Origin of the sequence: Paenibacillus sp. FSL H3-0329, from assembly GCF_037963285.1 — a bacterium.
Lineage (GTDB): Bacteria > Bacillota > Bacilli > Paenibacillales > Paenibacillaceae > Paenibacillus_AQ > Paenibacillus_AQ odorifer.
The window spans coordinates 1,230,524-1,251,089 of record NZ_CP150150.1; the positions used below are offsets into that span (position 1 = coordinate 1,230,524).

The 20,566-nt window shown below is 44.5% G+C and carries 19 protein-coding genes; 16 read left to right on the forward strand and 3 right to left on the reverse strand.

Going from position 1 to position 20,566, the window contains the following annotated elements; all coding sequences use genetic code 11:
• The first annotated feature begins 183 nt into the window (after positions 1-183).
• The 12 genes from NSQ66_RS05320 (at position 184) to NSQ66_RS05375 (ending at position 11,581) form a co-directional block, all read left to right on the forward strand.
• Complete coding sequence (locus tag NSQ66_RS05320; protein WP_052096809.1) at positions 184-1,137, forward strand: AraC family transcriptional regulator; 954 nt, start codon at positions 184-186, stop codon at positions 1,135-1,137.
• A 6-nt stretch (positions 1,138-1,143) separates the two neighbouring features.
• Positions 1,144-2,220, forward strand: a complete 1,077-nt coding sequence (locus tag NSQ66_RS05325; protein WP_038569004.1) for a Gfo/Idh/MocA family oxidoreductase — start codon at positions 1,144-1,146, stop codon at positions 2,218-2,220.
• 51 nt (positions 2,221-2,271) lie between these two features.
• Complete coding sequence (locus NSQ66_RS05330) at positions 2,272-3,003, forward strand: ThuA domain-containing protein (RefSeq protein ID WP_038569006.1); 732 nt, start codon at positions 2,272-2,274, stop codon at positions 3,001-3,003.
• Positions 3,004-3,972: a sugar phosphate isomerase/epimerase gene (locus NSQ66_RS05335; protein ID WP_036680409.1), complete on the forward strand. Its 969-nt coding sequence runs from the start codon at positions 3,004-3,006 to the stop codon at positions 3,970-3,972.
• 779 nt (positions 3,973-4,751) lie between these two features.
• A complete protein-coding gene (locus NSQ66_RS05340) occupies positions 4,752-4,898 on the forward strand; it encodes a hypothetical protein (RefSeq protein WP_170914278.1) in 147 nt (48 codons plus the stop codon).
• Positions 4,899-5,478: 580 nt separating this feature from the next.
• Positions 5,479-6,390, forward strand: a complete 912-nt coding sequence (locus NSQ66_RS05345) for a L,D-transpeptidase family protein (RefSeq protein WP_051491127.1) — start codon at positions 5,479-5,481, stop codon at positions 6,388-6,390.
• Positions 6,391-6,769: 379 nt separating this feature from the next.
• On the forward strand, positions 6,770-8,620 hold the full coding sequence (locus NSQ66_RS05350) for an ABC-F family ATP-binding cassette domain-containing protein (protein ID WP_076141943.1): 1,851 nt from the start codon (positions 6,770-6,772) through the stop codon (positions 8,618-8,620).
• 146 nt (positions 8,621-8,766) lie between these two features.
• Positions 8,767-9,066 carry a hypothetical protein gene (locus tag NSQ66_RS05355; RefSeq protein WP_143763147.1) on the forward strand — a complete coding sequence of 100 codons (300 nt, stop codon included), beginning with the start codon at positions 8,767-8,769 and terminating at the stop codon, positions 9,064-9,066.
• Positions 9,067-9,070: 4 nt separating this feature from the next.
• Positions 9,071-9,598, forward strand: coding sequence for a hypothetical protein (locus NSQ66_RS05360; protein WP_036680415.1), 528 nt, complete (start codon positions 9,071-9,073; stop codon positions 9,596-9,598).
• A 35-nt stretch (positions 9,599-9,633) separates the two neighbouring features.
• The gene (locus NSQ66_RS05365; protein ID WP_036680417.1) at positions 9,634-10,173 is read left to right on the forward strand and encodes an RDD family protein; all 540 of its coding nucleotides are present in this window, start codon (positions 9,634-9,636) and stop codon (positions 10,171-10,173) included.
• 117 nt (positions 10,174-10,290) lie between these two features.
• The gene (locus tag NSQ66_RS05370; protein WP_038569016.1) at positions 10,291-10,725 is read left to right on the forward strand and encodes a MarR family transcriptional regulator; all 435 of its coding nucleotides are present in this window, start codon (positions 10,291-10,293) and stop codon (positions 10,723-10,725) included.
• A 46-nt stretch (positions 10,726-10,771) separates the two neighbouring features.
• Positions 10,772-11,581, forward strand: a complete 810-nt coding sequence (locus NSQ66_RS05375) for an SDR family oxidoreductase (protein ID WP_038569017.1) — start codon at positions 10,772-10,774, stop codon at positions 11,579-11,581.
• 75 nt (positions 11,582-11,656) lie between these two features.
• On the opposite strand, the gene NSQ66_RS05380 is transcribed toward NSQ66_RS05375, so the two are convergent.
• From NSQ66_RS05380 to NSQ66_RS05390, 3 genes are read right to left on the reverse strand one after another with little or no spacing between them, the layout of a single operon-like run.
• Positions 11,657-13,948: a carboxypeptidase-like regulatory domain-containing protein gene (locus NSQ66_RS05380; RefSeq protein ID WP_076214298.1), complete on the reverse strand. Its 2,292-nt coding sequence runs from the start codon at positions 13,946-13,948 to the stop codon at positions 11,657-11,659.
• The gene (locus tag NSQ66_RS05385; RefSeq protein ID WP_038569021.1) at positions 13,938-14,276 is read right to left on the reverse strand and encodes a hypothetical protein; all 339 of its coding nucleotides are present in this window, start codon (positions 14,274-14,276) and stop codon (positions 13,938-13,940) included. The genes NSQ66_RS05380 and NSQ66_RS05385 overlap by 11 nt, the downstream gene beginning before the upstream one ends.
• Positions 14,273-14,800, reverse strand: a complete 528-nt coding sequence (locus tag NSQ66_RS05390) for a sigma-70 family RNA polymerase sigma factor (protein ID WP_280513451.1) — start codon at positions 14,798-14,800, stop codon at positions 14,273-14,275. Before NSQ66_RS05390 ends, NSQ66_RS05385 begins: the two co-directional genes overlap by 4 nt.
• Positions 14,801-15,323: 523 nt before the next feature.
• Between NSQ66_RS05390 and NSQ66_RS05395 the strand changes: the two genes are divergently transcribed.
• The 4 genes from NSQ66_RS05395 (at position 15,324) to NSQ66_RS05410 (ending at position 19,964) form a co-directional block, all read left to right on the forward strand.
• Complete coding sequence (locus NSQ66_RS05395; RefSeq protein ID WP_038569023.1) at positions 15,324-16,004, forward strand: YjgB family protein; 681 nt, start codon at positions 15,324-15,326, stop codon at positions 16,002-16,004.
• 148 nt (positions 16,005-16,152) lie between these two features.
• The gene (locus tag NSQ66_RS05400; RefSeq protein WP_052096812.1) at positions 16,153-17,304 is read left to right on the forward strand and encodes a winged helix-turn-helix domain-containing protein; all 1,152 of its coding nucleotides are present in this window, start codon (positions 16,153-16,155) and stop codon (positions 17,302-17,304) included.
• 74 nt (positions 17,305-17,378) lie between these two features.
• A complete protein-coding gene (locus NSQ66_RS05405) occupies positions 17,379-18,680 on the forward strand; it encodes an MFS transporter (RefSeq protein WP_036680431.1) in 1,302 nt (433 codons plus the stop codon).
• Between the two features lie 717 nt (positions 18,681-19,397).
• Complete coding sequence (locus NSQ66_RS05410; RefSeq protein WP_076141950.1) at positions 19,398-19,964, forward strand: histidine phosphatase family protein; 567 nt, start codon at positions 19,398-19,400, stop codon at positions 19,962-19,964.
• Positions 19,965-20,566 lie beyond the last annotated feature (602 nt).

Sequence of the window (20,566 nt, forward strand, 5' to 3'; positions counted from 1 at the left end):
AGAGCAGTAATCTTTTAATAGGAATGATACCGATGTATATACCAAAAATTTACTTAGAAATATCGGAATTGACAAAAGAATATTGGAGGTCTAACATTTAGAGAGTAAACGCTTACGTAAAATTTTAAAATATGGCATGCAAGCCCTGGTTTTAATGATTTACTCGGATAAGGAGTTGCATTTATGAATATTTATCTCGAGATTCCGGATGTAGATAAGCACTTTCCTTACCGCAGTTTACTCTGCAATGGTGATACGTTGTGTTATCCGCATTGGCATAAAGAAATTGAAATTATCTATGTTACCAAAGGAAGCCTGAATCTGGGAATTAACGATACCCCTATTCACATGGAGCAGGGCGAGGTTCAGTTTATCAATGGTGGGGATGTGCATTATTTTCTCTCTTCACCTGAGAGTGAACGGGTAGTGATTCAATTTGACCTGAATTTGTTCCAGGAAGTAGCCGCTTTGAACGGTAATGACTACTCACTTCGTGAGGTCTTTACGCTTATGGAGTATTCCAGTTCAAGATGGCCCGTGGCAACTGCCGCGAAGGTCAAAGGGCTGATTGAGAGTATTTACGAGGAAGATGTACAGCGAAGAGAAGGGTATGTTTTTCTAATCAAGGCTAGATTGTTTGAACTGCTGACCGTTATTTTACGGGAGGTGCCAAAGAGTCCGATCAAGAAACAGCCTAAGTTCTCGGAAGATACACTGAATCAATCCAGAGAAACACTGGAAAGACTAGAGCGGATTTTTATTTATGTGGAGCAGCATTATCAGGAGGCTATTTCGCTGAATGAGGTAGCTAATTATATGGGTTTTAGTCCTTATTATTTCACCAAATTGTTCAAGAAAAACACGGGCATGACCTTTATCGCGTTCTTAAATGAATACCGGCTTAACAAAGCCAAATGGATCTTGATCAATGAAGATCTGCCGATGTCTGCCGTGGCGGAAGCAGCCGGGTTTGGCAGCGTGAAGACCTTCCATCATTTTTTCAAGGAAGCAACGGGGATATCCCCGCTGAAATACCACAAGACAATATTCGGGAATAATACAGCAAGATTGCAGGAAGAAAGCCCTTCCTCAGCTTTGTATGATAGAGATATCAAAACAGGAATAAGTGGAGGTTAGACCAGAATGACTTTAACAGTAGGAATTATCGGCTGCGGAGGTATTGCGAACGGCAAGCACATGCCCGCGTTAAAAAAAGTAGAAGGTGCGCGAATGGTTGCTTTTTGTGATATCGTCGCTGAACGTGCCGAGAAGGCAAAAGCGGAGTTTGGAGATGAGCAGTCCGTAGTTTACACAGATTATAAAGAGCTTCTTAACGATGCAAGTATAGATGTGATTCATGTATGTACGCCGAACATTTCCCATGCGGAGATTTCCATTGCGGCTATGGAAGCAGGCAAACACGTAATGTGTGAGAAGCCGATGGCTAAAACCACGGCAGAAGCACAAGCGATGATCGAGGCCTCAGAGCGAACTGGGAAAAAGCTGACCATCGGTTATCAGAACCGTTTCAGACCAGATTCAGCTTATCTGCATGCGGTATGTGAGAATAATGAGCTTGGTGAGATCTATTACGCCAGAGCTAAGGCTATCCGTCGTCGCGCTGTCCCAACTTGGGGTGTGTTTTTGGATGAAGAAGCGCAAGGCGGCGGTCCGTTGATTGATATCGGCACCCATGCGCTCGATTTGACCCTGTGGATGATGGATAATTACAAACCTAAATATGTCGTGGGCAACGCTTATCATAAGCTGTCCGGTCGTAAAAATGCTGCAAATGCTTGGGGCCCGTGGGATCCTGAGAAGTTTACAGTTGAGGATTCCGCCATTGGATTCATCACTATGGAGAATGGGGCTACCATCGTCTTAGAAGCAAGCTGGGCACTGAATACACTCGATGTCGGTGAGGCCAAAACGGTACTTTGTGGGACTGAAGGCGGAGCAGATATGGAGAACGGTCTGCGCATTAACGGAGAAGCCTACGGTAAAACATTTGAAAAGCATATCGGTCTGGATGCCGGTGGCGTCGACTTTTATGATGGTGCGGGAGATGATCCTGCGATGATAGAGGCAGCTCAGTGGATTGACAGCATTGTAAATGACACCGAGCCTGTAGTGAAGCCGGAGCAGGCGTTGGTTGTGACTCGCATCTTGGAGGCTATTTATAAATCCTCTGAAACTGGAATGCCTGTGTTTTTTGAATAATTAAGCAAATTCGATGGTCATAGATAAATATGAACTAGGAGTGTGTCCCAAGTGACAAGAGTAACCGTATGGAATGAATTCCGTCATGAACGGCAGGAAGAAAGAATTCTTAAGGTCTATCCGCAAGGTATTCATGGACAACTGGCCAGCTTCCTTCAAGAAGCAGGACTGGACACTCAGACAGCTACGCTGGATGAACCAGAGCACGGGCTGACGCAAGAGGTATTGGATAACACGGATGTACTGATCTGGTGGGGACATATCGCCCATCATGAAGTAAGTGATGAGATTGTAAACCGTGTACATGCGCGAGTGCTGCAAGGTATGGGACTTGTAGTGCTTCATTCGGGCCATATGTCCAAAATCTTTATGAAATTAATGGGCACCAGCTGCGATCTGAAATGGCGTGAAGCTGAGGAGAAGGAGCGCCTGTGGGTCATGGACCCAAGTCACCCGATTGCTGAGGGTATTGGTGAATACATCGACTTGGAGCAAGAGGAAATGTACGGTGCGCATTTTGATGTGCCAGCACCAGAGAGTCTTGTATTTGTCGGCTGGTTCGAAGGCGGCAACGTCTTCCCAAGCGGATCGACCTACCGTAGAGGCAGCGGGAAGATCTTTTATTTCCAGCCTGGTCATGAATCTTACCCAACCTATTACAACAAGGATATTCAAAAAGTTATCATCAATGGCGTGAACTGGTGTGCCCCAACGAAACGTGACTATCCGGTTTACGGACATTCTGAAGCCTTAGAGCCTATCAAAGAAAAGGTGGTCGTATAAATGAAATTAGGCGTATTTGATCCTGTATTTGGAAGCTTGAGTCTTGACGAGATGTTAGATAAAATCGCCGCCGCAGGTTTGAATGCGGTAGAAATCGGCTCGGGTGGTAATCCCGGTAATGCTCACTGTCCGACAGATGAGCTGCTTGCCAGCGAGTCAGCACGTCAAGAATATTTGGAAAAGTTCACGAAACGTGGCATTATGATCAGTGCCTTCAGTTGCCATAATAACCCGATTTCACCAGATAAAGAAGAAGCCCGCGCTGGGGATGAAATTCTCCGTAAATCGATCAAGCTGGCTTCACTCATGGGTGTTAAGGTCGTGAACACCTTTTCGGGAACGGCTGGGGACAGCGATGAGGCAAAAGCACCGAACTGGCCAGTCACGCCTTGGCCTACCGTGTACAGCGACATCAAAACCTGGCAGTGGGAACATAAGCTGATCCCTTACTGGAAGGAAATCGGCAAGCTGGCCGAGGAGCATGGCGTTAAGATCGGCATCGAGCTGCATGGCGGCTTCCTGTGCCACACCCCTTATACGATTTTGAAGCTTAGAGAAGCAACCTGCGATGCTATCGGAGCCAATCTGGATCCGAGCCATCTGTGGTGGCAAGGTATTGATCCTGTAGGTGCTATTAAGATTCTCGGTAAAGCTGGCGCGATTCACCATTTCCATGCCAAGGATACTTACTTGGATCAGGACAACATCAATATGTATGGTTTGACCGATATGCAACCTTATGGCGATGTGCAGACCCGCGCATGGACCTTCCGCTCCGTTGGTTGTGGGCACAGCATATCTGAGTGGTCAGATATCATGAGCGCGCTGCGCACTTACGGTTATGATTACGTGGTGAGCATCGAGCATGAAGACCCTCTTATGACGGTTGACGAAGGCTTCCAACGTGCAGTAACCAATTTGCAATCCATTCTTATTCATGACCAACCTCAGGGTATGTGGTGGGTGTAAGGTCAATTTAGAAAGCCTTGATTCTCTATTAAGAGAATCAAGGCTTTTTTTGTGTGTAGTGGGGGTGGAGGGGAAAACGGAAGAGCGGAAGGGGAGAACGGCAGAGCGGGAGGGGAAAACGGAAGATCGGAATGAAAGAACGGAAGAGCGGAAGGGAGTAGAAATGAGCTGGCAAAGAGATAGGGAGGAGGTAGAGACGAGTAGGAGCTAATAAGAAACGAACTAGAAACTAACCAGAAATGTACTGGGAACGAACTAGTAACTAAACCAGAAATGAAACAAGAAACGAACGAAAAACCAACTAAAAACGAACTAAAAACGAACGAACTAACTAACTAACTAACTAACTAACTAACTAACTAACTAACTAACTAACTAACTAACTAACTAACTAACTAACTAACTAACTACCAATCAAAAATGAACTAGTTTGCTAACGGACTCAAATGCAGCTATTCGCGTGTTTTAGGTCTTTTTGAGCGAGTTTCGGACCCGAGAGACCTTATTGGTCGTGAAAAGTAAGGAATTCGAGGTGTTTAGAGCAAATAACTGCGCTGGAGTCCGATAGCATCTCAAAACAGCGGATTTGTTGCAAATAGGGTCTCTGGAGTCCGCAACTAATGTGCTTATGCGCTAGCTGATCTTCGATGGTAAAACCGTAGTTAGTTTGGGGGCTGGTGCGTTGAGCTTCGGTAGAATGGGATACGGGTAAATGTGCAGCGCAGTTAGTCTGGGACTGGAGCGGAGCGTGGTGGAGATGTGGTGGAGATGTGGTGGAGATGTGGTGGAGATGTGGTAGAGATGTGGTGGAGAAGTGGTGGAGAAGTGGTGGAGAAGTGGTGGAAAAATGGTGGAGTTTTGGTGCAGATGTGGTAGGTAACTGTGCTAACGGTAACGGGCAAATGAGCGGACGCAGTAATGTATGAGACGTAGGGCGGAAATGTATGAGACGTAGGGCGGAAATGTATGAGACATAGGGCAGAAGTGTATGAGATGTAGGGCAGTAATGTATGAGACGTAGGGCAGTAATGTATGAGACATAGGGCAGAAATGATAGAGACATAGGAAAGAACAAGGTAGAACTGTGCTAAAGGACTCAGATGCAGCTATTCGCGTGTTTTAGGTCTTTTTGAGCGAGTTTCGGACCCGAGAGACACTATTGGTCGTGAAAAGCAAGGGATTCGAGGTGATTTGAGCAAATAACTGCGCTGGAGTCCGATAGGATCTCAAAACAGCGAAATAGATGCAAATAGGGTCTCTGGAGTCCGATAGCATCCCAAAACAGCGAAAAAGTTGCAAATAGGGGCTCTAGGGTCCGCAACTTATGTGTGTATGCGTTAGCTGATCTTTGCGTATCCAAAGGTCGGCTTTTTGTCGTGCATTCACTGGTTACAGTATTGCAATCTCTGCGTCAAGCGGGAGGGGACGAGTTGAAAAGAATAGGTACAGGCTGGTACGCAACATATTTGAAATGATTTCGTCTTTATATAACGGAGGTGGAGCAAGATGAATTTATGCTTTTCGGGAGGCCGGTTTCAAACTTTTTTACAGCGGAACATTAAACTGATGCTTGTATTTGGGCTTTTGTTCGCTGCTTGCTTTACAGGAGTTGGAAGGGTGGAAGCTGCTGGCTCAGATCTGATCATCGTGAACAAAAAAACAAACAAACTCGCGTATTTCAGTGACGGCAAGCTGGTGAAGACTTTTCCGGTTGCCACAGGGAAGTCGAAGGAACTGACGCCAGAAGGTAGCTTCAAAATGGTGGTTAAAGTAAAAAACAGACCCTACTACAAAGAGAAAATTCCCGGTGGGGATCCGGCCAATCCGCTTGGCGACCGCTGGCTGGGGCTGGAAGTGAACGGGACCTATGGCACGACGTATGCGATTCACGGCAATAATAATGAGTCATCGATAGGGAAGTATGTTAGCGCTGGTTGTATTCGAATGCATAATGATGATATTCATTGGCTGTATCCAAAAGTAGCCAAGAATACTCGAGTTATCATTACAACGAGCACACTGGCTATGGAGAATATTGCAACTAAAAACGGGTATTCTGTAGGAAGCAATAAGTTTGCGGGGATTTTTGAGATCAATGGGACGACAACAAAGCTGAAGGATCCTTTTATATTGGAAAATTCCCGTGTGTTTGTTCCGCTGAGAGAATCCGTGGCCTTACTGGGTGGAACTTTGCAGAGTGAAGCGGGGACAGGTGCACTGCTAATTACGATCGGCAATCGTACGGTGACACATAAGCCATTATCCAATAAGGCTATTGTGAATGGAAAATCCATTACGATTTTACCGTCACGCAATGAAAATAACCGATTACTAATTCCGCTGAGTATCTTGCCTGATTTATTTGCTGTTCAGGTGCAGTGGAATGCGCAGACTCAGGTGGTAAAGATTAAGTTATAATTGTTCTTGACCTTTTATTTCTGATTTAAATTGTTATATACTGTACTTATTCTAAAAATGCGGACAATTACGGAGGGCCACCGACTGATGAATAACTAACACGTTTCCTGAAACAGACCATAAAGTTTGTGAAGTGCATATGCACAAGTCACGGAGCACCCGCGCAGGGTGATAACGGTCAGGGATACGTGTGTCGGTCGGGGGCCTTACGATGCTTTTATATGGATAGTTCTATCTATTGTGTTGGTTTACTCTGCATCCAGCAGGTGATCACGGCCGTAGTCTATCCATGTCTGGGCACATTCCCCCTTCATACGCTATTCGACCGCAGACCGCTGGCTGCGGTTTTTTATTTGCAATGAAATCGGAGGAATGAAAGATGACTGTAATTAAAGCGAAGAATTTACGTAAGGAATGGAACGGGATCCCTTTATTTAAGGAGGTATCCTTTGAGATAGCAGAAGGAGAGCGCGTGCTTTTATTTGGACGAAATGGGATTGGCAAAACCACACTGCTTAAGGGGCTGATCGGTCGGCTTACTTTTGAAGAGGGAAGTATCTATCATGGCCTGTCATCTGAAGAATGGGGTGTGCTCGATCAACAGCTTGAGGTACCAGGGGAAGTAACCGCATTGGAATACGTTCTTTCAGGGCCAGCGCAGCTGCCTGAATTAAAACGCCAGCTGGAAGCCCTCAGTCAGAGATTGCAGGAGCAGAAAGCTGATAACGAAGCTGAGTTGGCTGAATATGCAGAGGTGTACGATGGTTACTTGCAGCTTGATGGATATGGCTGGGAGGTCAAAGCGGAAAAAAGTCTAAAGCAGCTCAAGCTTGAACATGCAGTCTGGGATTTGCCATACGCCTCACTTAGTGGAGGGCAAAAGACACGGGTGCAATTAGCAGCATTATTAGCCCGGCAGCCCAAGCTATTGATTCTGGATGAACCGACCAATCACATAGATGGAGAAACGATGGAGTGGTTGGAGCATTGGGTGTGCAACTACCCTGGAACGGTGTTTTATGTATCACATGATCGTACATTTATTGATCGAACTGCGACGTCTGTGCTGGAGCTTAGTCCGGAGGGATGCCGGCGTTATTCGGGTGGATATACACAGTACCGGGAGCAGAAGACTATAGAGTTGAGAACATTGGAGGGACAATATAAAAAGCAGGAGCAAGAAAAGGAGAAGCTGCTGGAGAGCATTAGGCGGTATGCAGAATGGTTCCAGCAAGCGCATCGTGCTGCCGGACAAAACGATTTCCTGCGTTCGAAATCCAAGAAGAATGTGTCTCGTTTCCATGCCAAGGAAGCTGCGCTGGAACGGTTAAATAAGAACCGTGTAGAATTGCCCCGCGAGACTGGCAAGCTGAAGATGAAGCTGGAAAGCGAAGAGTTTCTGGCAGATTCTTTACTGACACTCCGTGAGATAGAGTTTGCGTATGAGGGGAGTGCGCCTTTTCTATGGGATTTCAACTTGTCGCTAAACCGGGGAGACCGATTGTCTATTCTGGGTCCTAATGGTGTTGGAAAGTCTACGCTGTTGAAATTAATTGCAGGGATCAATAAGCCTACAAAAGGTGAAGTGCGGCTGCATCCACGGACGACAATCGGTTATTTTGCACAAGAGCTAGATAACTTAGAGATGAACTCTACGATTCTGGATAGCTTGCTTGAACTGCCGGGAATGACCCAGACGGAGGCGCGGACAATTTTGGGTTGCTTTTTATTTACGCGGGACGATGTATTTAAACGGATTGGGGATTTGAGTCTGGGGGAGAAATGCCGTGTGGCTTTCCTCAAGTTGTATTTTGGAAAAGCGAATTTATTGGTCTTAGATGAACCCACTAATTATCTGGACATTGACACTAGGGAACGTGTAGAAGAGGCACTGATGGTGTATCCCGGTGGACTAGTGATGGTCTCTCATGACCGTTATCTTCACTCTAAAGTGGCTAATCGCTTGGTGATATTAGAGCCGTCTCAGGCACCAAAGTTTTTTCAAGGAACGTATGCTGAATACTTCGCAAAAGACAGAACCCGTCTGCTTACTGGTATAGAACAGGCTCGGGAGGATGACCTTGCCCTTCTGCAGCTGCGTCTGAATCAGTTGATTCAGAGTAGCAGTGTGGATTCTGAGGCGGAAAATGCAGCGCTAGTGGCAGAAATCGTTAATTTGCAGCGACAAATACAGGAACTAAGGGGCGAGGGGAAACCCGCATCCTCCTAAGCTGATAAAAAACACAACCTTGCTCAGGATGTATTTATCTTGAACAGGTTGTGTTTTTAGATAGGAGACGTAAGGTGTAAGGTGTATAATTTGGAGGAATGTGGATTTTTTGGCGATAAAGAAACCTTGAGAGGATGGTTGCAGAATTGCTGAAATTGGGCTCTTTTATATTGGAATTACTTCGATTATGTATATTGCTTGTGCTGACTTTATTAGTTTTGGGTTGGGCAGAAAGATTGATCTATCAATTGATATTTGGTCAGCCCGTGTATAGCTGGAGTATGGGATTCGGGAATTTATTGTTATTTTTTATGCTGTACCGGAATCATTTTCAGTTTAAAGGCTGGTATAAATCAGAGAAGAACCAAAAGCTAACGCTCCTCACCACAAGAATAATCACCGTAATTTCCATAGGACTAATAATCCTGCCGCTAGGGCTGGGCTGAGCTTATGAAGATTAGGATCATAGGTGCTTGCGGCAGCGGCAAATCCTATATTGCCCGGGAGTTATCTAGAAAATATGGTGTAGAGTATTACGAGACAGACAACTTGGTATGGGACAGAAGTGCCGAGAATTTGCGTTTTTCAGTTGAAGCAAGGGATGCTCAGTTGGAAGAAATCCTTGATAAACCCTCATGGATTCTGGAAGGTGCACATTACAAATGGGGACAAGAGAGTTTTAAAGCTGCTGACTTAATCGTTATTTTGAACCCTAATAAAGTGATCAGGGATTTGAGAGTGTTTACAAGGTTTATAAAAACAAGACTGGGTTTAGAGCAAGCGAATTACAAGCAGTCATTTAAGAATCTGTATGTGATGATTTTTGAATGGAACCGTGGATATGATCAGGAGGCCGCACATAGGATTATAGAGTTAACGGATACTCTGTCTGATAAACGGGTAATTGTTAAAAATAACAAAGAGCTGGAGCCCATTATCCAAGAGCATCTGAGGAAGGGATTGTTAAATAGGGATTGAGCGACAAAGTAAACGATAGAGAGAGGAGTGCTTGCATGGATAACATTCTACCCGAGCATTTGGATCAGGAGAATTTCATAGGGTTTTGGAAAAGAGTGCTGGCTTCCATTCTTGATTTCTTGGTCATTGGAATACCTGGGGTTATCGTATACTGGATACTCAATTCATTAGCTGTTTCATTACACTCGGAGATACCTATTATCCTGGAGTACATTTTGTTTATCGCATTTGATATCTTTATGATCGTTAGATTTGGCGGAACCCCTGGGAAGCTGATTTTAAAAATAAAAATTGTCAATGAACACGGGAATTACCCAACAGTGAAGGAAGCTCTGATTCGAAATGTTTTCCGAATGATTAGTATGATTCTTTCAATGGTAATTGCGGTCAGCAGCTATGACTTTACCGTTATTTCCGCCAAATTATACTTATGGTCGGATTTGGCTTTTGACCTCACTCAAATCCTGGGTCCAATCATGCTGGTGGATTACCTGTTGGTTGGATTCCATCCCCGTAAACGTGCGATTCACGATTTGCTGGCTGGCACTTATGTTGTTGATAAATCCGCAATTTGAAGAATGCTTTTCACCAAGCATTCTTTTTTTAAATATTAGGTATTTTACTATTAAATATTTTAGTGTTAAAATACTTTTATAAGCAGCCGATCATCATGAATGTCAAAGGAGAACCTCTTGGAAAATCCAGATATTTTTAAGCTAATACATGCAGTTGAATTATTTACGAATGAAGTTATTGTTCGATGGATGAACGCATTTGATCACAATATTGGGATATCTCCAGTTCTAGTCTTGGGTGAATTGAATAAAAAAGGCCCCTTGAAGCAGACTATTTTGGCTAAGAGACTAGGATATACGCCAGGAGCAATGACAAACATTGCTAATCGACTAATTAAGCAGGGGATGGCCGAGCGAAAATATAACGAAGATGATCGACGGAATGTACTTCTATCTATCACGGACAAAGGAAAAGACGTTCTGAAGGAAGCACAGCTTAAGGGACAGGAGCTAAGAGCTGAAATGTTCCAAAAGCTCAATGAGGAGGAACTGCAGCAATTCTTGAAAATCTATGAGAAGTTGTTAATGAGCTTTGATAGCTCTGAAACATAAACCAAGTCATCTTAGAAGCACAATAACATTATAAAGGGGTATGAACATGGGAAGAGTTCAAGGTAAAGTTGCATTAGTAACTGGAGGCGCTTCAGGTATTGGCTTATCAGCTGCCACTCTATTAGCTAGAGAAGGAGCAAAGGTTGTCATTGCCGATTTTAATGTGGAAGCAGCCAAAGAAGCAGCATCTAAGATTAAATGTGAAGGCGGAGAAGCTGAAGGTCTTTTCTTAGATGCCTCCCAAGCGGATTCGATCAAGGAAGCTGTTGATTTCACAGTTGCTCAGTATGGCACCATCACAATATTGTTTAATAATGTAGGTCTAACTAATCTGCAAAAAGACCTTGATGTGGTCAATATAGATTTGGAAGAATGGGATCGCCTGATGAACGTGAATACTAAAAGTGTTCTGTTAGGCAGCCGTTTTGCTATTCCTCATATGATTAAAGCGGGCGGAGGGTCGATCATTAACACGGCTTCGATGTCAGCATTCGCTGGGGATTCATTGCGTACTGCTTATGGCTCCTCTAAGGCAGCGGTTGTGAACCTTACTCGATACATTGCTACACAATATGGTAAAGACAAAATCCGTTGTAACGGCGTGGCACCAGGGCTGATCCTGACACCTGCGGCAGCAAGAAATATGCCGCCAGCTGTATTGGATATTTTTCAAAAATTCAACGCCCTACCTTATCACGGTGAAGCCGATGATATCGGCAATACGGTTTTGTTCCTGGCATCGGATGAATCCAAATTCATCACAGGCCAAACGATTGAAGTAGAGGGTGGTCATTATATGTCTAACCCAAGTATCACGGATTTCCAGAATTACATGATGGAAGCTAAATCTAAATAAAAGATTATGTGTAATTAAAAATCCGGTCCATGCTCGAATTTATCGAGCGGGACCGGATTTTGGTATTTTAATGAATTAGCGTACCTCTAAAACCTCCTGCATAAAGGTCTTCAGAGCGGAGGGTTTGGCACTTGCGATCCATTGCTTTAACTCATCAGTTTGACCATTCATATACCATCCAAGCTTCTCTTTTAACTCTTGGTCAAAGACTTTAGGTTGATTTTTTCGTTCCGCTAACAGTTGTTTAATCATTTGTGGCCAGCGATACCCACTATGACCAAAGCTGAGTTCAGGATAACGCTCAGCAAGTGTCATTACCGAAGAGAGTGATTCACCAGCGTATAATTCTGCCGCCAAAAAGCTGCCAATAAAACGATGGCTATCATCATACTTTAGGGCGATCGCGAATTGTTTACGAGCTTCTTCAAGCTTCCCTTGTTGCATGAGGGCTGTGGCGTTAATAGAAAGTACATAACCGTTAGTATTGGGTCGGTTTAGTTCGTTGTAGTAGGAATAATATTTGTTATACGACTTCCAGTCGGCATGGTCAAAATAGTACTGCGATAATGTGAAGGCGTAATTAGTAGAAGGCTGTAGTTGTATTAGCTTTTCGAGTAAAGGAATCGCCTTATCTTCTAATGTTGTATCCTTTGTGAGGGATGATTTTGCCAGCATCATCTTTACTAGCATGTGCAGGGCATGAACATCCTGTGGGTCATCGGCAATATTTTGTTGGTACATTTCTAGTGCCTGATCCGTTTTCTTATCCAGTAGTAGTTGGTCAGCCGCAGTAAGCTCTCTTTCCTTGAGATAAAAGAACGGCAGATTGCCGACAGTGTCTTCGTTCAGCCTGTAGCCATTACTGCGGGTAATCAGGCGTCCATCTGCATCTAAGGCTTCAATATTCCAAGAAAAGCGCACTTCGGGATTCATAAATCCGAGAAGGGAGAGGGGGTCAATAGATTCCCAGCCATCTCCACTGCTGCCATAGGAAAAACCGCCGCCATCGTAAAGTTCTTCTACTGGAATGGAGATATGATTATCTACAATACGATCCCGAATTTGTACACCCAACACGGCCCCCTCCCCGCCACCGCTTAAACGATAGTAAGCTGCACCTTCAACAGCTTTCCAGCGGAAATCTATGGTCTTGCCCGTTAGGGTTTCCTGATTAATGGGAGACTGCAGCTCAAGCAGAGGTTGTAGAACTATGCTCTCATTCAACCTGCCATCCGGTTTAACTTCAATCCAATCGTCATATTGTACAGGCCAGGTCGAACCGTCGATCTGATCATAGCCAAGTCCAAGCTGTAACTGATAAAAGCCCGGAATCACACCGTGAAATTCGAAACGTCCTTCAGTATCTGTGACGATTCGGTAGGGTTCAGCAGAAGTGATGCTATGGTTAACTTCGCTTTCAGCACGGAGAAAAATACCTGCCCGCGGAACTGGGGTGCCATCGCTTCGTGTAAGGGTACCGGAGACGACAGCAGTTGAAGTATTTCCCATATCTATAGCAGACTGAATTGCGGTTCGAAGCGATTCCAGCTGTCTTTCAGTATCTGAAGTCCCAGCTTCTGGTGCTGCTGCTGATCCTGTATTGTCTGTGGAGCCTTCGTTCGAACTGCTGGTGGCAGCGTTCATTTGTTTATGAATATCCTGCCAGAATTTTTTGTACCTCTCCAAGCCATCTTTTACTACGGCAAGTGCTTCCTGCGCTTCGCCTTTTGTAAAGAGTAAACGCCCGGTAAGCCATGCTTTTTGTGCGTTTAGCTCTTCCTGATACTCGGATGGAAAGGGGGTTTGTTCAAGAATTGTTTCAGCGGTTGTTATATCGCCACTATTTAGGGCTCGCTCCGCTCGAAGGAGCTCCAGTTGTTTAGCTATATCGGAGTTGCTGTTTGACTGTTTCGTTGCGGTGATTAGCGCTTGATCTCCATCTTCCTTTCGGCCAAGAGCATCATATTCATAAGCTAACTGCTTAGCCGCAAATATACGTGTATTGTCCGAAGGCCCCTCAAGGATATATTCCTCAAGCAAAGGTACTATGTCCTCCGGTAACAGACCGGAACGCTGGGTTTCATCATTACTCCACTGGCTCATCGAAGGGCTGACATTAACGTCATATCTGTAGGGATCATAGCTGTGATCCTTATCAAGGATGTTTGTACGGATTAGCTCGATACGTTTACTCCCGGTTGTGGAAGCCAGCTTTTGCAGAAGATCAGTTCTAGCTATGTTAGATTGAATAGCTGTGCTCTGATCTATCTGCCTTTGTGAAGGTAAGAAGTTAAACAGAAGAATAAGCAGGGAGGCAGGGAGTAACACGAATAACACCAGATGTTTGATTTTTATCTTAATTCTCATGTTTTTTCACCGCCTGCTCGTAGATATCCTTCCAATACGTATTGCCTCCAGCTTCGATTAGTTCTCGGTTCGCACGCTGCGGGGTATTTTGTTGTGGCTGTTGTTTAACCTCTGGTTGATGTAGGGTAAGCGAAACTACTAAAATAATAGCACCGATCGCACCTATAGGTTTGACAGGGATCTCAATTTCTTTATTCCACAGCGCCAATAAACGGGCTCCAAAGGTTGGAGGATGAGTCTGCTTAATGACCCGGTCGTGTCCAGTGAACTGGAGGTTCTTTAATTCTTCATCCAGCTGCTTTTTGACCGCATCGCGTTCTGTATTCATAAGAAATGTCCCTCCTTCACCAAAATCTTTTTTAAGAGCGTCCGGCCTCTGGCGAGTCTGGATTTGATCGTATTTTCAGATGTATTTAATTGCTCGGAAATTTCCCGGATACTCATCTCATGAAAGTAATATAACGTCAGACATTCACGGTATAGATAGTCGAGATTTCTCATGGACTCGGCGAGCCTGACATTATGCCATTCCACCATAAAAAGCTCTTCCGCTCCGGCTGTGAAGTCAGCATCCTCGTTAGTTTGCAGCTCTGACCCTCCCGCCGGGAAAATATTACGCCAGCTCCACGTCCTTTGCCTCATGCGGCAGCGATTGACTACTATCCGTATCAGCCATGCCTTCAGCCGATCCGGCTCCTGTAACTGACTCATTTTGGCATAAGCTTGAATAAAAGTATCTTGTACCGCTTCTTCGGCACTTTGTCTATCTTTGAGCAGTAAAGAAGCGGTTCGCAGCAGCATATCTCCATATTCGTCCATTAACAGGCGGAGAGCTGACTCATCTTTTGCCACAATTCTCTCTATAATATTCAGATGTAGCTCCCCTCCCTTTACTAATAAGATGCGGATTGGAGGATTAAGGTTGCGTTTGGATGGAAAATTATTCAACAAATGTCGCGATTGCAGTTCGCCGGATAAGAGGTTACTGTTGGAATCTATTGTACAGATTGCAATGGGTCGCTTTTTCAAGCAGGATTAGCTCCTTTCTATTGTACGTTCTGCAATGAAACCCTTCGAGGCTGGGAATGACGGGTAAGGTCATATAGTTCATAGGTTTATGAGTTTACGAGTTTATAGTTAGATGGAGTTATGTGGAGATTTTAAAAGAGAAACTTACTTGAGTTAGGTGTCGGAAAAAAGGGTTTTATGTAGAAAAATAGAGTGTGTATGAATTTATATTTGTAGATATGGGTAAAAGAGGGTTATCCAGAAAAATTGCCGCTATCCTGCAACTATTTGATTTTCAGCTCGTCTGTATGTTCAGTTTCATTTTTTGTAAGACGACTTTAAGGTAATCTATTAAGGAGATGACATCATGCCAGTACAGATAAAATTAATAGCAGGCTCTATCCTACTCGCAGGAATGATTGGGCTTGCTGGATGCAGTTCGAACAATGAGGCGGGGAATTCAGAATCCCAGGCAACGGCGCCAACAGAAACGGCTGTAACAGCAACCTCTGAGCCGGAAGTTAGTCCATCAAGCACCCCAGCAGAAACTGCACCAGCAGCGACTTCCTCCCCTACGGAGACTGATAAAGATTCAACCGGCTCAAATTCACAAAATAGCGACAAACAGCTTAAAGAGTTGCTCGAGCTTGCCAAAAAGGGGAAGGTACCCGGTGTAAAATATGCCGCTCATACCGGACTCATTGATGAGGTCGAAGCGGATTGGGGCAAACCTGATCAACAAGAGTCAGCGGGAAAAGGTATTTATGCTACCTACACTGACAAACATGTCGTGTTTGGATTTAATAAAGGAAGTTTAATCTTCGATGTTCGTTCAAGTGATTCCACACTGCAAAAGCTGACGCTGAAGCAAATTGAGGCAACACTCGGCAAGCCTGACGATACCAAAGTGAACGGAGACGATAAGATTTACACCTATCAAGCCAATGACCAATACCAGCTGAAATTTATTATTCCAAGCTCGACCGGTACAGTAGATCATATTTCCGTGTTTAGTGAACAGGACTCTTTTAACAATATGGCTGGGTAAGTGGCATGGGTTAGAAGAGGAGAGAGCAATTTTGCAGAGGAATCTGTGGGTTGCTCTTTTTGTATGTTCTTTTTTGAGGTGGAGTAGGCCTTGGACGGACTGTTATAATGTAACCAATGAGCGGGTTCGGGGAAAGTGAGGTTCTATCATGCAGCTGGAATTAAACGAAAGTGAATATAAAGTGACCGCAGAAGGGATAACGATAGAATTATTCCCAAAAGAATTTACGCTTTTTCAGTTCTTGTATAAAAATAGAGGGCGTACATTCAGTCGAGAACAGCTGTTGGATAAAGTATGGCCGCTTGAATATCCGGTAGAGCGAACAGTAGATGATCATATTTATCGGCTTCGTAAAAAGCTAGGCAAGTTTCAAGACTTAGATATTAAGACTGTTCGGGGATTTGGTTATAGTCTGACTATGCAGGAGCCCTCAGCTGCTATGGCCAATCCGACTACATATGACTTAGAGATGCAAAAGACGATGCGGGAGGTATTCAAGAAATATCACCTATATGGCCAAGGTCGCTCGATGTTAATCCTCGCACGCCAACAGGATGTTTTGGGGTATGCGATGGATCCGTTTTATTCGATCTATATTCATTTTGTACAGGGAGATTTGGATTGGCTGCTGAACACAACCGAGGTGGGGATAGAGGAACGGTTTTATTCCTTATTAATCTGTTATGTTCTATTGGGTGATCCTAAGAAAAAATTAGAGTTCTGTGAGTTGGTCCTTGAGAAAAAAATTCTTTTGCCGCCTCAGCATCGCGAAGTGGAGATTCTAAATATTCTGGATTTGTACACGCTGGCAGGGCAACCGGAAAAAGCACTGGAACGACTAAAGCTAACATATGAAGTGATTAAAGAGCCGGGGTATGAGAGTTTCATTCCTATAACGGCGACCTCAGAAATGCTTACACACTTGTGGATGGGAACAGAAGATCACGTAATAGAACGGATGGCAACAGACATTGAAGCACTTTTGCTGGAGAAACCTTATTTGCGTGAGATTGGTAGTTATAAAGTTACAAGGGGCTTGTGGTTTCTACGGCGCAAGTCTTGGCGTGAAGCCGAGCAACTGTTGGATGAGGCACTTCAGGTGCTTGAGATGTCAGGGTTCGTGCCGATACGGATATATGCATTGTACCGAATAGTTCATTTTTGTAAACAGTTTCCACCTAAGCCAGCTTTGTATCGCAAATATGTGGATATATTTGAACAGGAGAAGGAAGAGCGGGGATTCCATCGGTTAGAACAATCCTTGGATACCGTGCTTACGAACCTTGTGACTGCCCCCTGATAATTCTCTGACAATTCTCCATTACATTAAGGTCATGCTAATAAGTTCTTAATTGTAATTTGGAGGAATGTTTAATGAATGCTTCAACACAAGCAGGCACGAGCCTGCTTAAGAACAAGGTGTATATGCGTGTGTACAGCGCATATGCGACGGCTACCTTTGGGGATTGGTTCGATGCCTTAGCAATTCAGGTACTCGTAGGGTACCGCTGGCAGGCCAGCCCGCTAATGCTGGCTTTGATTCCGGTCTCCATAGCTTTGCCGGGGATTTTGCTGGGCTCGTTCGCAGGGGTAGTGGCTGACCGACTGAACAAGCTGAAGCTAATGCGGATGTGTGATCTGCTTACGGCATTGTTAACCGTATTCGTATTATTTGCTCCCAGTATGGTGTGGTTGCTCCCGTTATTGATGTTGCGTGCTGCCATTTCTACGTTAAACGTGCCTGCTCAGCAGTCGATGACCCGTAGTATGGTTAGAGAAGACCAACTGCTTCAAGCTACCTCGCTTAATGGGCTTGTAAATCAAGGCTCGAAAATCGCGGGACCTTTACTGGGCGGCTTCGCGTTGTCTGTTCTTACGCCACAGTGGTGTATATTGATCAATGCTTGCCTTAGAGGCTGTTCCTATTTGCTCCTACTTACAGTTAAGAAAAGTGAAGTAGAACAAGTTGGCACAGAAGGCAAGGGCGATCAAGAGGAACGTGTTGCTCTCCGCACGATGTGGAAAGAAGGCTGGAATTTTATGCTGCATAGTAGGTTGCTGCTAAATACCATGCTGTTTGGCATAGTCTGTTCAATGGCTATTCAGATGATTGATTTTCAATTCACCAGTCTATTTAGGGTACTTGCACCCTCTAATGAATCTTTACTGGGCTGGCTCGTGGCGGCATCCGGAGGCGGTGCTGTATTCATCATTATGGTCATGAACAAAATGAATCGCGGAACAGGTTATGGCTGGAAGCTTGGAACGGGTTATGTGCTGATGGGTTTATCGGTTGGGGGACTTGGACTGCTTCAGCCAGGAGCTTCCAGTATTTCTGTATTGCTATTAGGGTTCTTACTAGGTATTGGGAATGGAATTTTTATTATCACGTTCAATTATTGTCTGCAAAAAGAAACACCCCCGCACATGACAGGGCGTGTGTTCGGTATTCAGAGTACCATTCTTAGCGGAGTTATGATTGGCGCACCACTTCTCGGCGGAATGATGGTTCAGATTGCTGGGCCTAGCCGTATCTTTTTGAATTTCGGCATCGTAATCGCTCTGATTGGTGTGCTGGGCATCGCATTTGGGCGTGTGCTGTGGCCTGCGCAGAAAGAGATGAACGATAGCTCTGCGGAGCAATCTAGGACAGTTGAGGTGATGGAGGGGAGCTAGCAGGTAGCACGCTAGTCTAGCTAGCGGGACTTCCTAACTGGACTAGATTAGCTAGACTGGGAAGGTTGAGTGGCAGAGAGAACCTAGCGTGACAACCTAGCAGATACTTAGCTAGACTAGACAGGTTGAGTGGCAGAGACAATCTAGCGTGACTCCCTAGCCGATACTTAGCTAGACTAGACAGGTTGAGTGGCAAAGATAATCTAGCGTGACTCCCTAGCAGATACTTAGCTAGACTAGACAGGTTGAGTGGCAAAGATAATCTAGCGTGACTTCCTAGCATTTAGTTGCAGAATGTGCAGTTAAATTCCCCTCCATCGATCAAACTGGGATTTAGTTGTACTTTGTGCAGTTATTATTTGATATTCTCCCTTTTAGTCTAGGAATGATGATTTTTAGTTGCACAAAGTACACTTATTTGCTCAGGATGTCTCTTTTTACGCTTAATAGTTGTATATAGTGCAATTAAGAGTCTCTTTAGTCATAGTCGCCTTAATATGTGACTTCTCAGTAAGTGACTTCTCAATAAGTATCTCCTTAATAAGTGACCTCTCAATAAGTTATTACTTTGTGATCTAAAGCAACTGCTGCACGAAACGTTATAAGTTACAATATTACCTAGCCCGATAGGACAGTTTCTCGTCCGTAAGGGCTTTTTTAGTGTGTAGAGGAGATTGGCTAGAACATTAGAATTTGTAGAGGTAAAGGAGGGAAAGGATGGCTACTTTTATTTACATGGTGAGGCACGGTGAGTCGCCCAAACTGCCCGGAGAAACTGAAAGGACTCGCGTACTAACCGCGAAGGGGGAGACGGATGCCCGCAAGATAACGGAAAAACTACGTCTGGAAGGAATTCAAGTCTTCTATTCAAGTCCATACCTTCGGGCTATACATACGATTTCTGGATTGGCGCAGGAGTTAGGAGCAGAGATTCAGAGTGTTGAAGACCTCCGGGAAATCCATTTCTCGGACGGAAATAAGATTACGACTGATCAGGAGCTGTATCCATTACTGACAAAAATGTTTGAAGATCCGGATTTTGTCCCAGTTGGTGGGGAATCCATTCATGCGTGTCAGAAGCGTTCAGTTAGTGTGCTGGCAGAAATACTGAGCAATCACAGCGGTCAAAAGGTTGCTATTGGAACTCACGGGGCAGTCATGACGCTTATGATGAACTATTTTGATGCCAAATATGATCTGAGCTTTCTTCTTCAAACCACAAAGCCGGATATTTATAAAATGAAGTTCGCAGGCGGAACGTTAGTGGATGTGGAGAGGTTATGATTATTGGGGACTGCTTACAAGCGTCCCGAGTCATCATCAACCTGAGGCTTACGGACCCAGATGACATTATTCGCAGATTATTAGCCTTTGGAGCATGGTTTCGGACTCCAGCGTCGTTATTCCTTAAAAAGAGCACCTTATTGGGTGTTTTTTATGCCAATAGCGACTCTGGGGTCCTTTCTCATCCCAAAAGTGGGGAATTGCTGCATATAAGGTCAGCTGTGTCCGATAGCGGCTTCACACACGTAAATACGTACGAGTGAATACGCACGAGTAAATACGTACGCGTAATTACGTACAGGTAATACGTACACGTAATTAGATACACGTAAATGGGTACGCGTAAAATACATACGCATAAATAAGTACACATAAACACGTACGCATAAATGCGTACAGGTATAAGTACGCGTAAACTACGTCCACGTAAATACATACGCGTAAATTACGTACGCATAAATACGTACGAGTAAATACGTACGCATAAATACGTACGCATAAATACGTCCACGTAAATACATACGCAAAAATATGTACGCAAAAATATTACCGAAACGAAAATGGGTAAGGGGATTTGGATTAAGTAAGGTTGGCTTGTGAAC

Excerpts from the sequence above, each read along its gene's own strand:
- NSQ66_RS05335 (WP_036680409.1), top strand. The coding sequence starts at position 3,004 with ATGAAATTAGGCGTATTTGATCCTGTATTTGGAAGCTTGAGTCTTGAC.
- NSQ66_RS05320 (WP_052096809.1), top strand. The coding sequence starts at position 184 with ATGAATATTTATCTCGAGATTCCGGATGTAGATAAGCACTTTCCTTAC.
- NSQ66_RS05400 (WP_052096812.1), top strand. The coding sequence starts at position 16,153 with ATGCAGCTGGAATTAAACGAAAGTGAATATAAAGTGACCGCAGAAGGG.
- NSQ66_RS05405 (WP_036680431.1), top strand. The coding sequence starts at position 17,379 with ATGAATGCTTCAACACAAGCAGGCACGAGCCTGCTTAAGAACAAGGTG.
- NSQ66_RS05325 (WP_038569004.1), top strand. The coding sequence starts at position 1,144 with ATGACTTTAACAGTAGGAATTATCGGCTGCGGAGGTATTGCGAACGGC.
- NSQ66_RS05345 (WP_051491127.1), top strand. The coding sequence starts at position 5,479 with ATGAATTTATGCTTTTCGGGAGGCCGGTTTCAAACTTTTTTACAGCGG.
- NSQ66_RS05360 (WP_036680415.1), top strand. The coding sequence starts at position 9,071 with ATGAAGATTAGGATCATAGGTGCTTGCGGCAGCGGCAAATCCTATATT.
- NSQ66_RS05350 (WP_076141943.1), top strand. The coding sequence starts at position 6,770 with ATGACTGTAATTAAAGCGAAGAATTTACGTAAGGAATGGAACGGGATC.
- NSQ66_RS05395 (WP_038569023.1), top strand. The coding sequence starts at position 15,324 with ATGCCAGTACAGATAAAATTAATAGCAGGCTCTATCCTACTCGCAGGA.
- NSQ66_RS05385 (WP_038569021.1), bottom strand. The coding sequence starts at position 14,276 with ATGAATACAGAACGCGATGCGGTCAAAAAGCAGCTGGATGAAGAATTA.
- NSQ66_RS05340 (WP_170914278.1), top strand. The coding sequence starts at position 4,752 with ATGTGGTGGAGATGTGGTAGAGATGTGGTGGAGAAGTGGTGGAGAAGT.
- NSQ66_RS05365 (WP_036680417.1), top strand. The coding sequence starts at position 9,634 with ATGGATAACATTCTACCCGAGCATTTGGATCAGGAGAATTTCATAGGG.
- NSQ66_RS05380 (WP_076214298.1), bottom strand. The coding sequence starts at position 13,948 with ATGAGAATTAAGATAAAAATCAAACATCTGGTGTTATTCGTGTTACTC.
- NSQ66_RS05410 (WP_076141950.1), top strand. The coding sequence starts at position 19,398 with ATGGCTACTTTTATTTACATGGTGAGGCACGGTGAGTCGCCCAAACTG.
- NSQ66_RS05375 (WP_038569017.1), top strand. The coding sequence starts at position 10,772 with ATGGGAAGAGTTCAAGGTAAAGTTGCATTAGTAACTGGAGGCGCTTCA.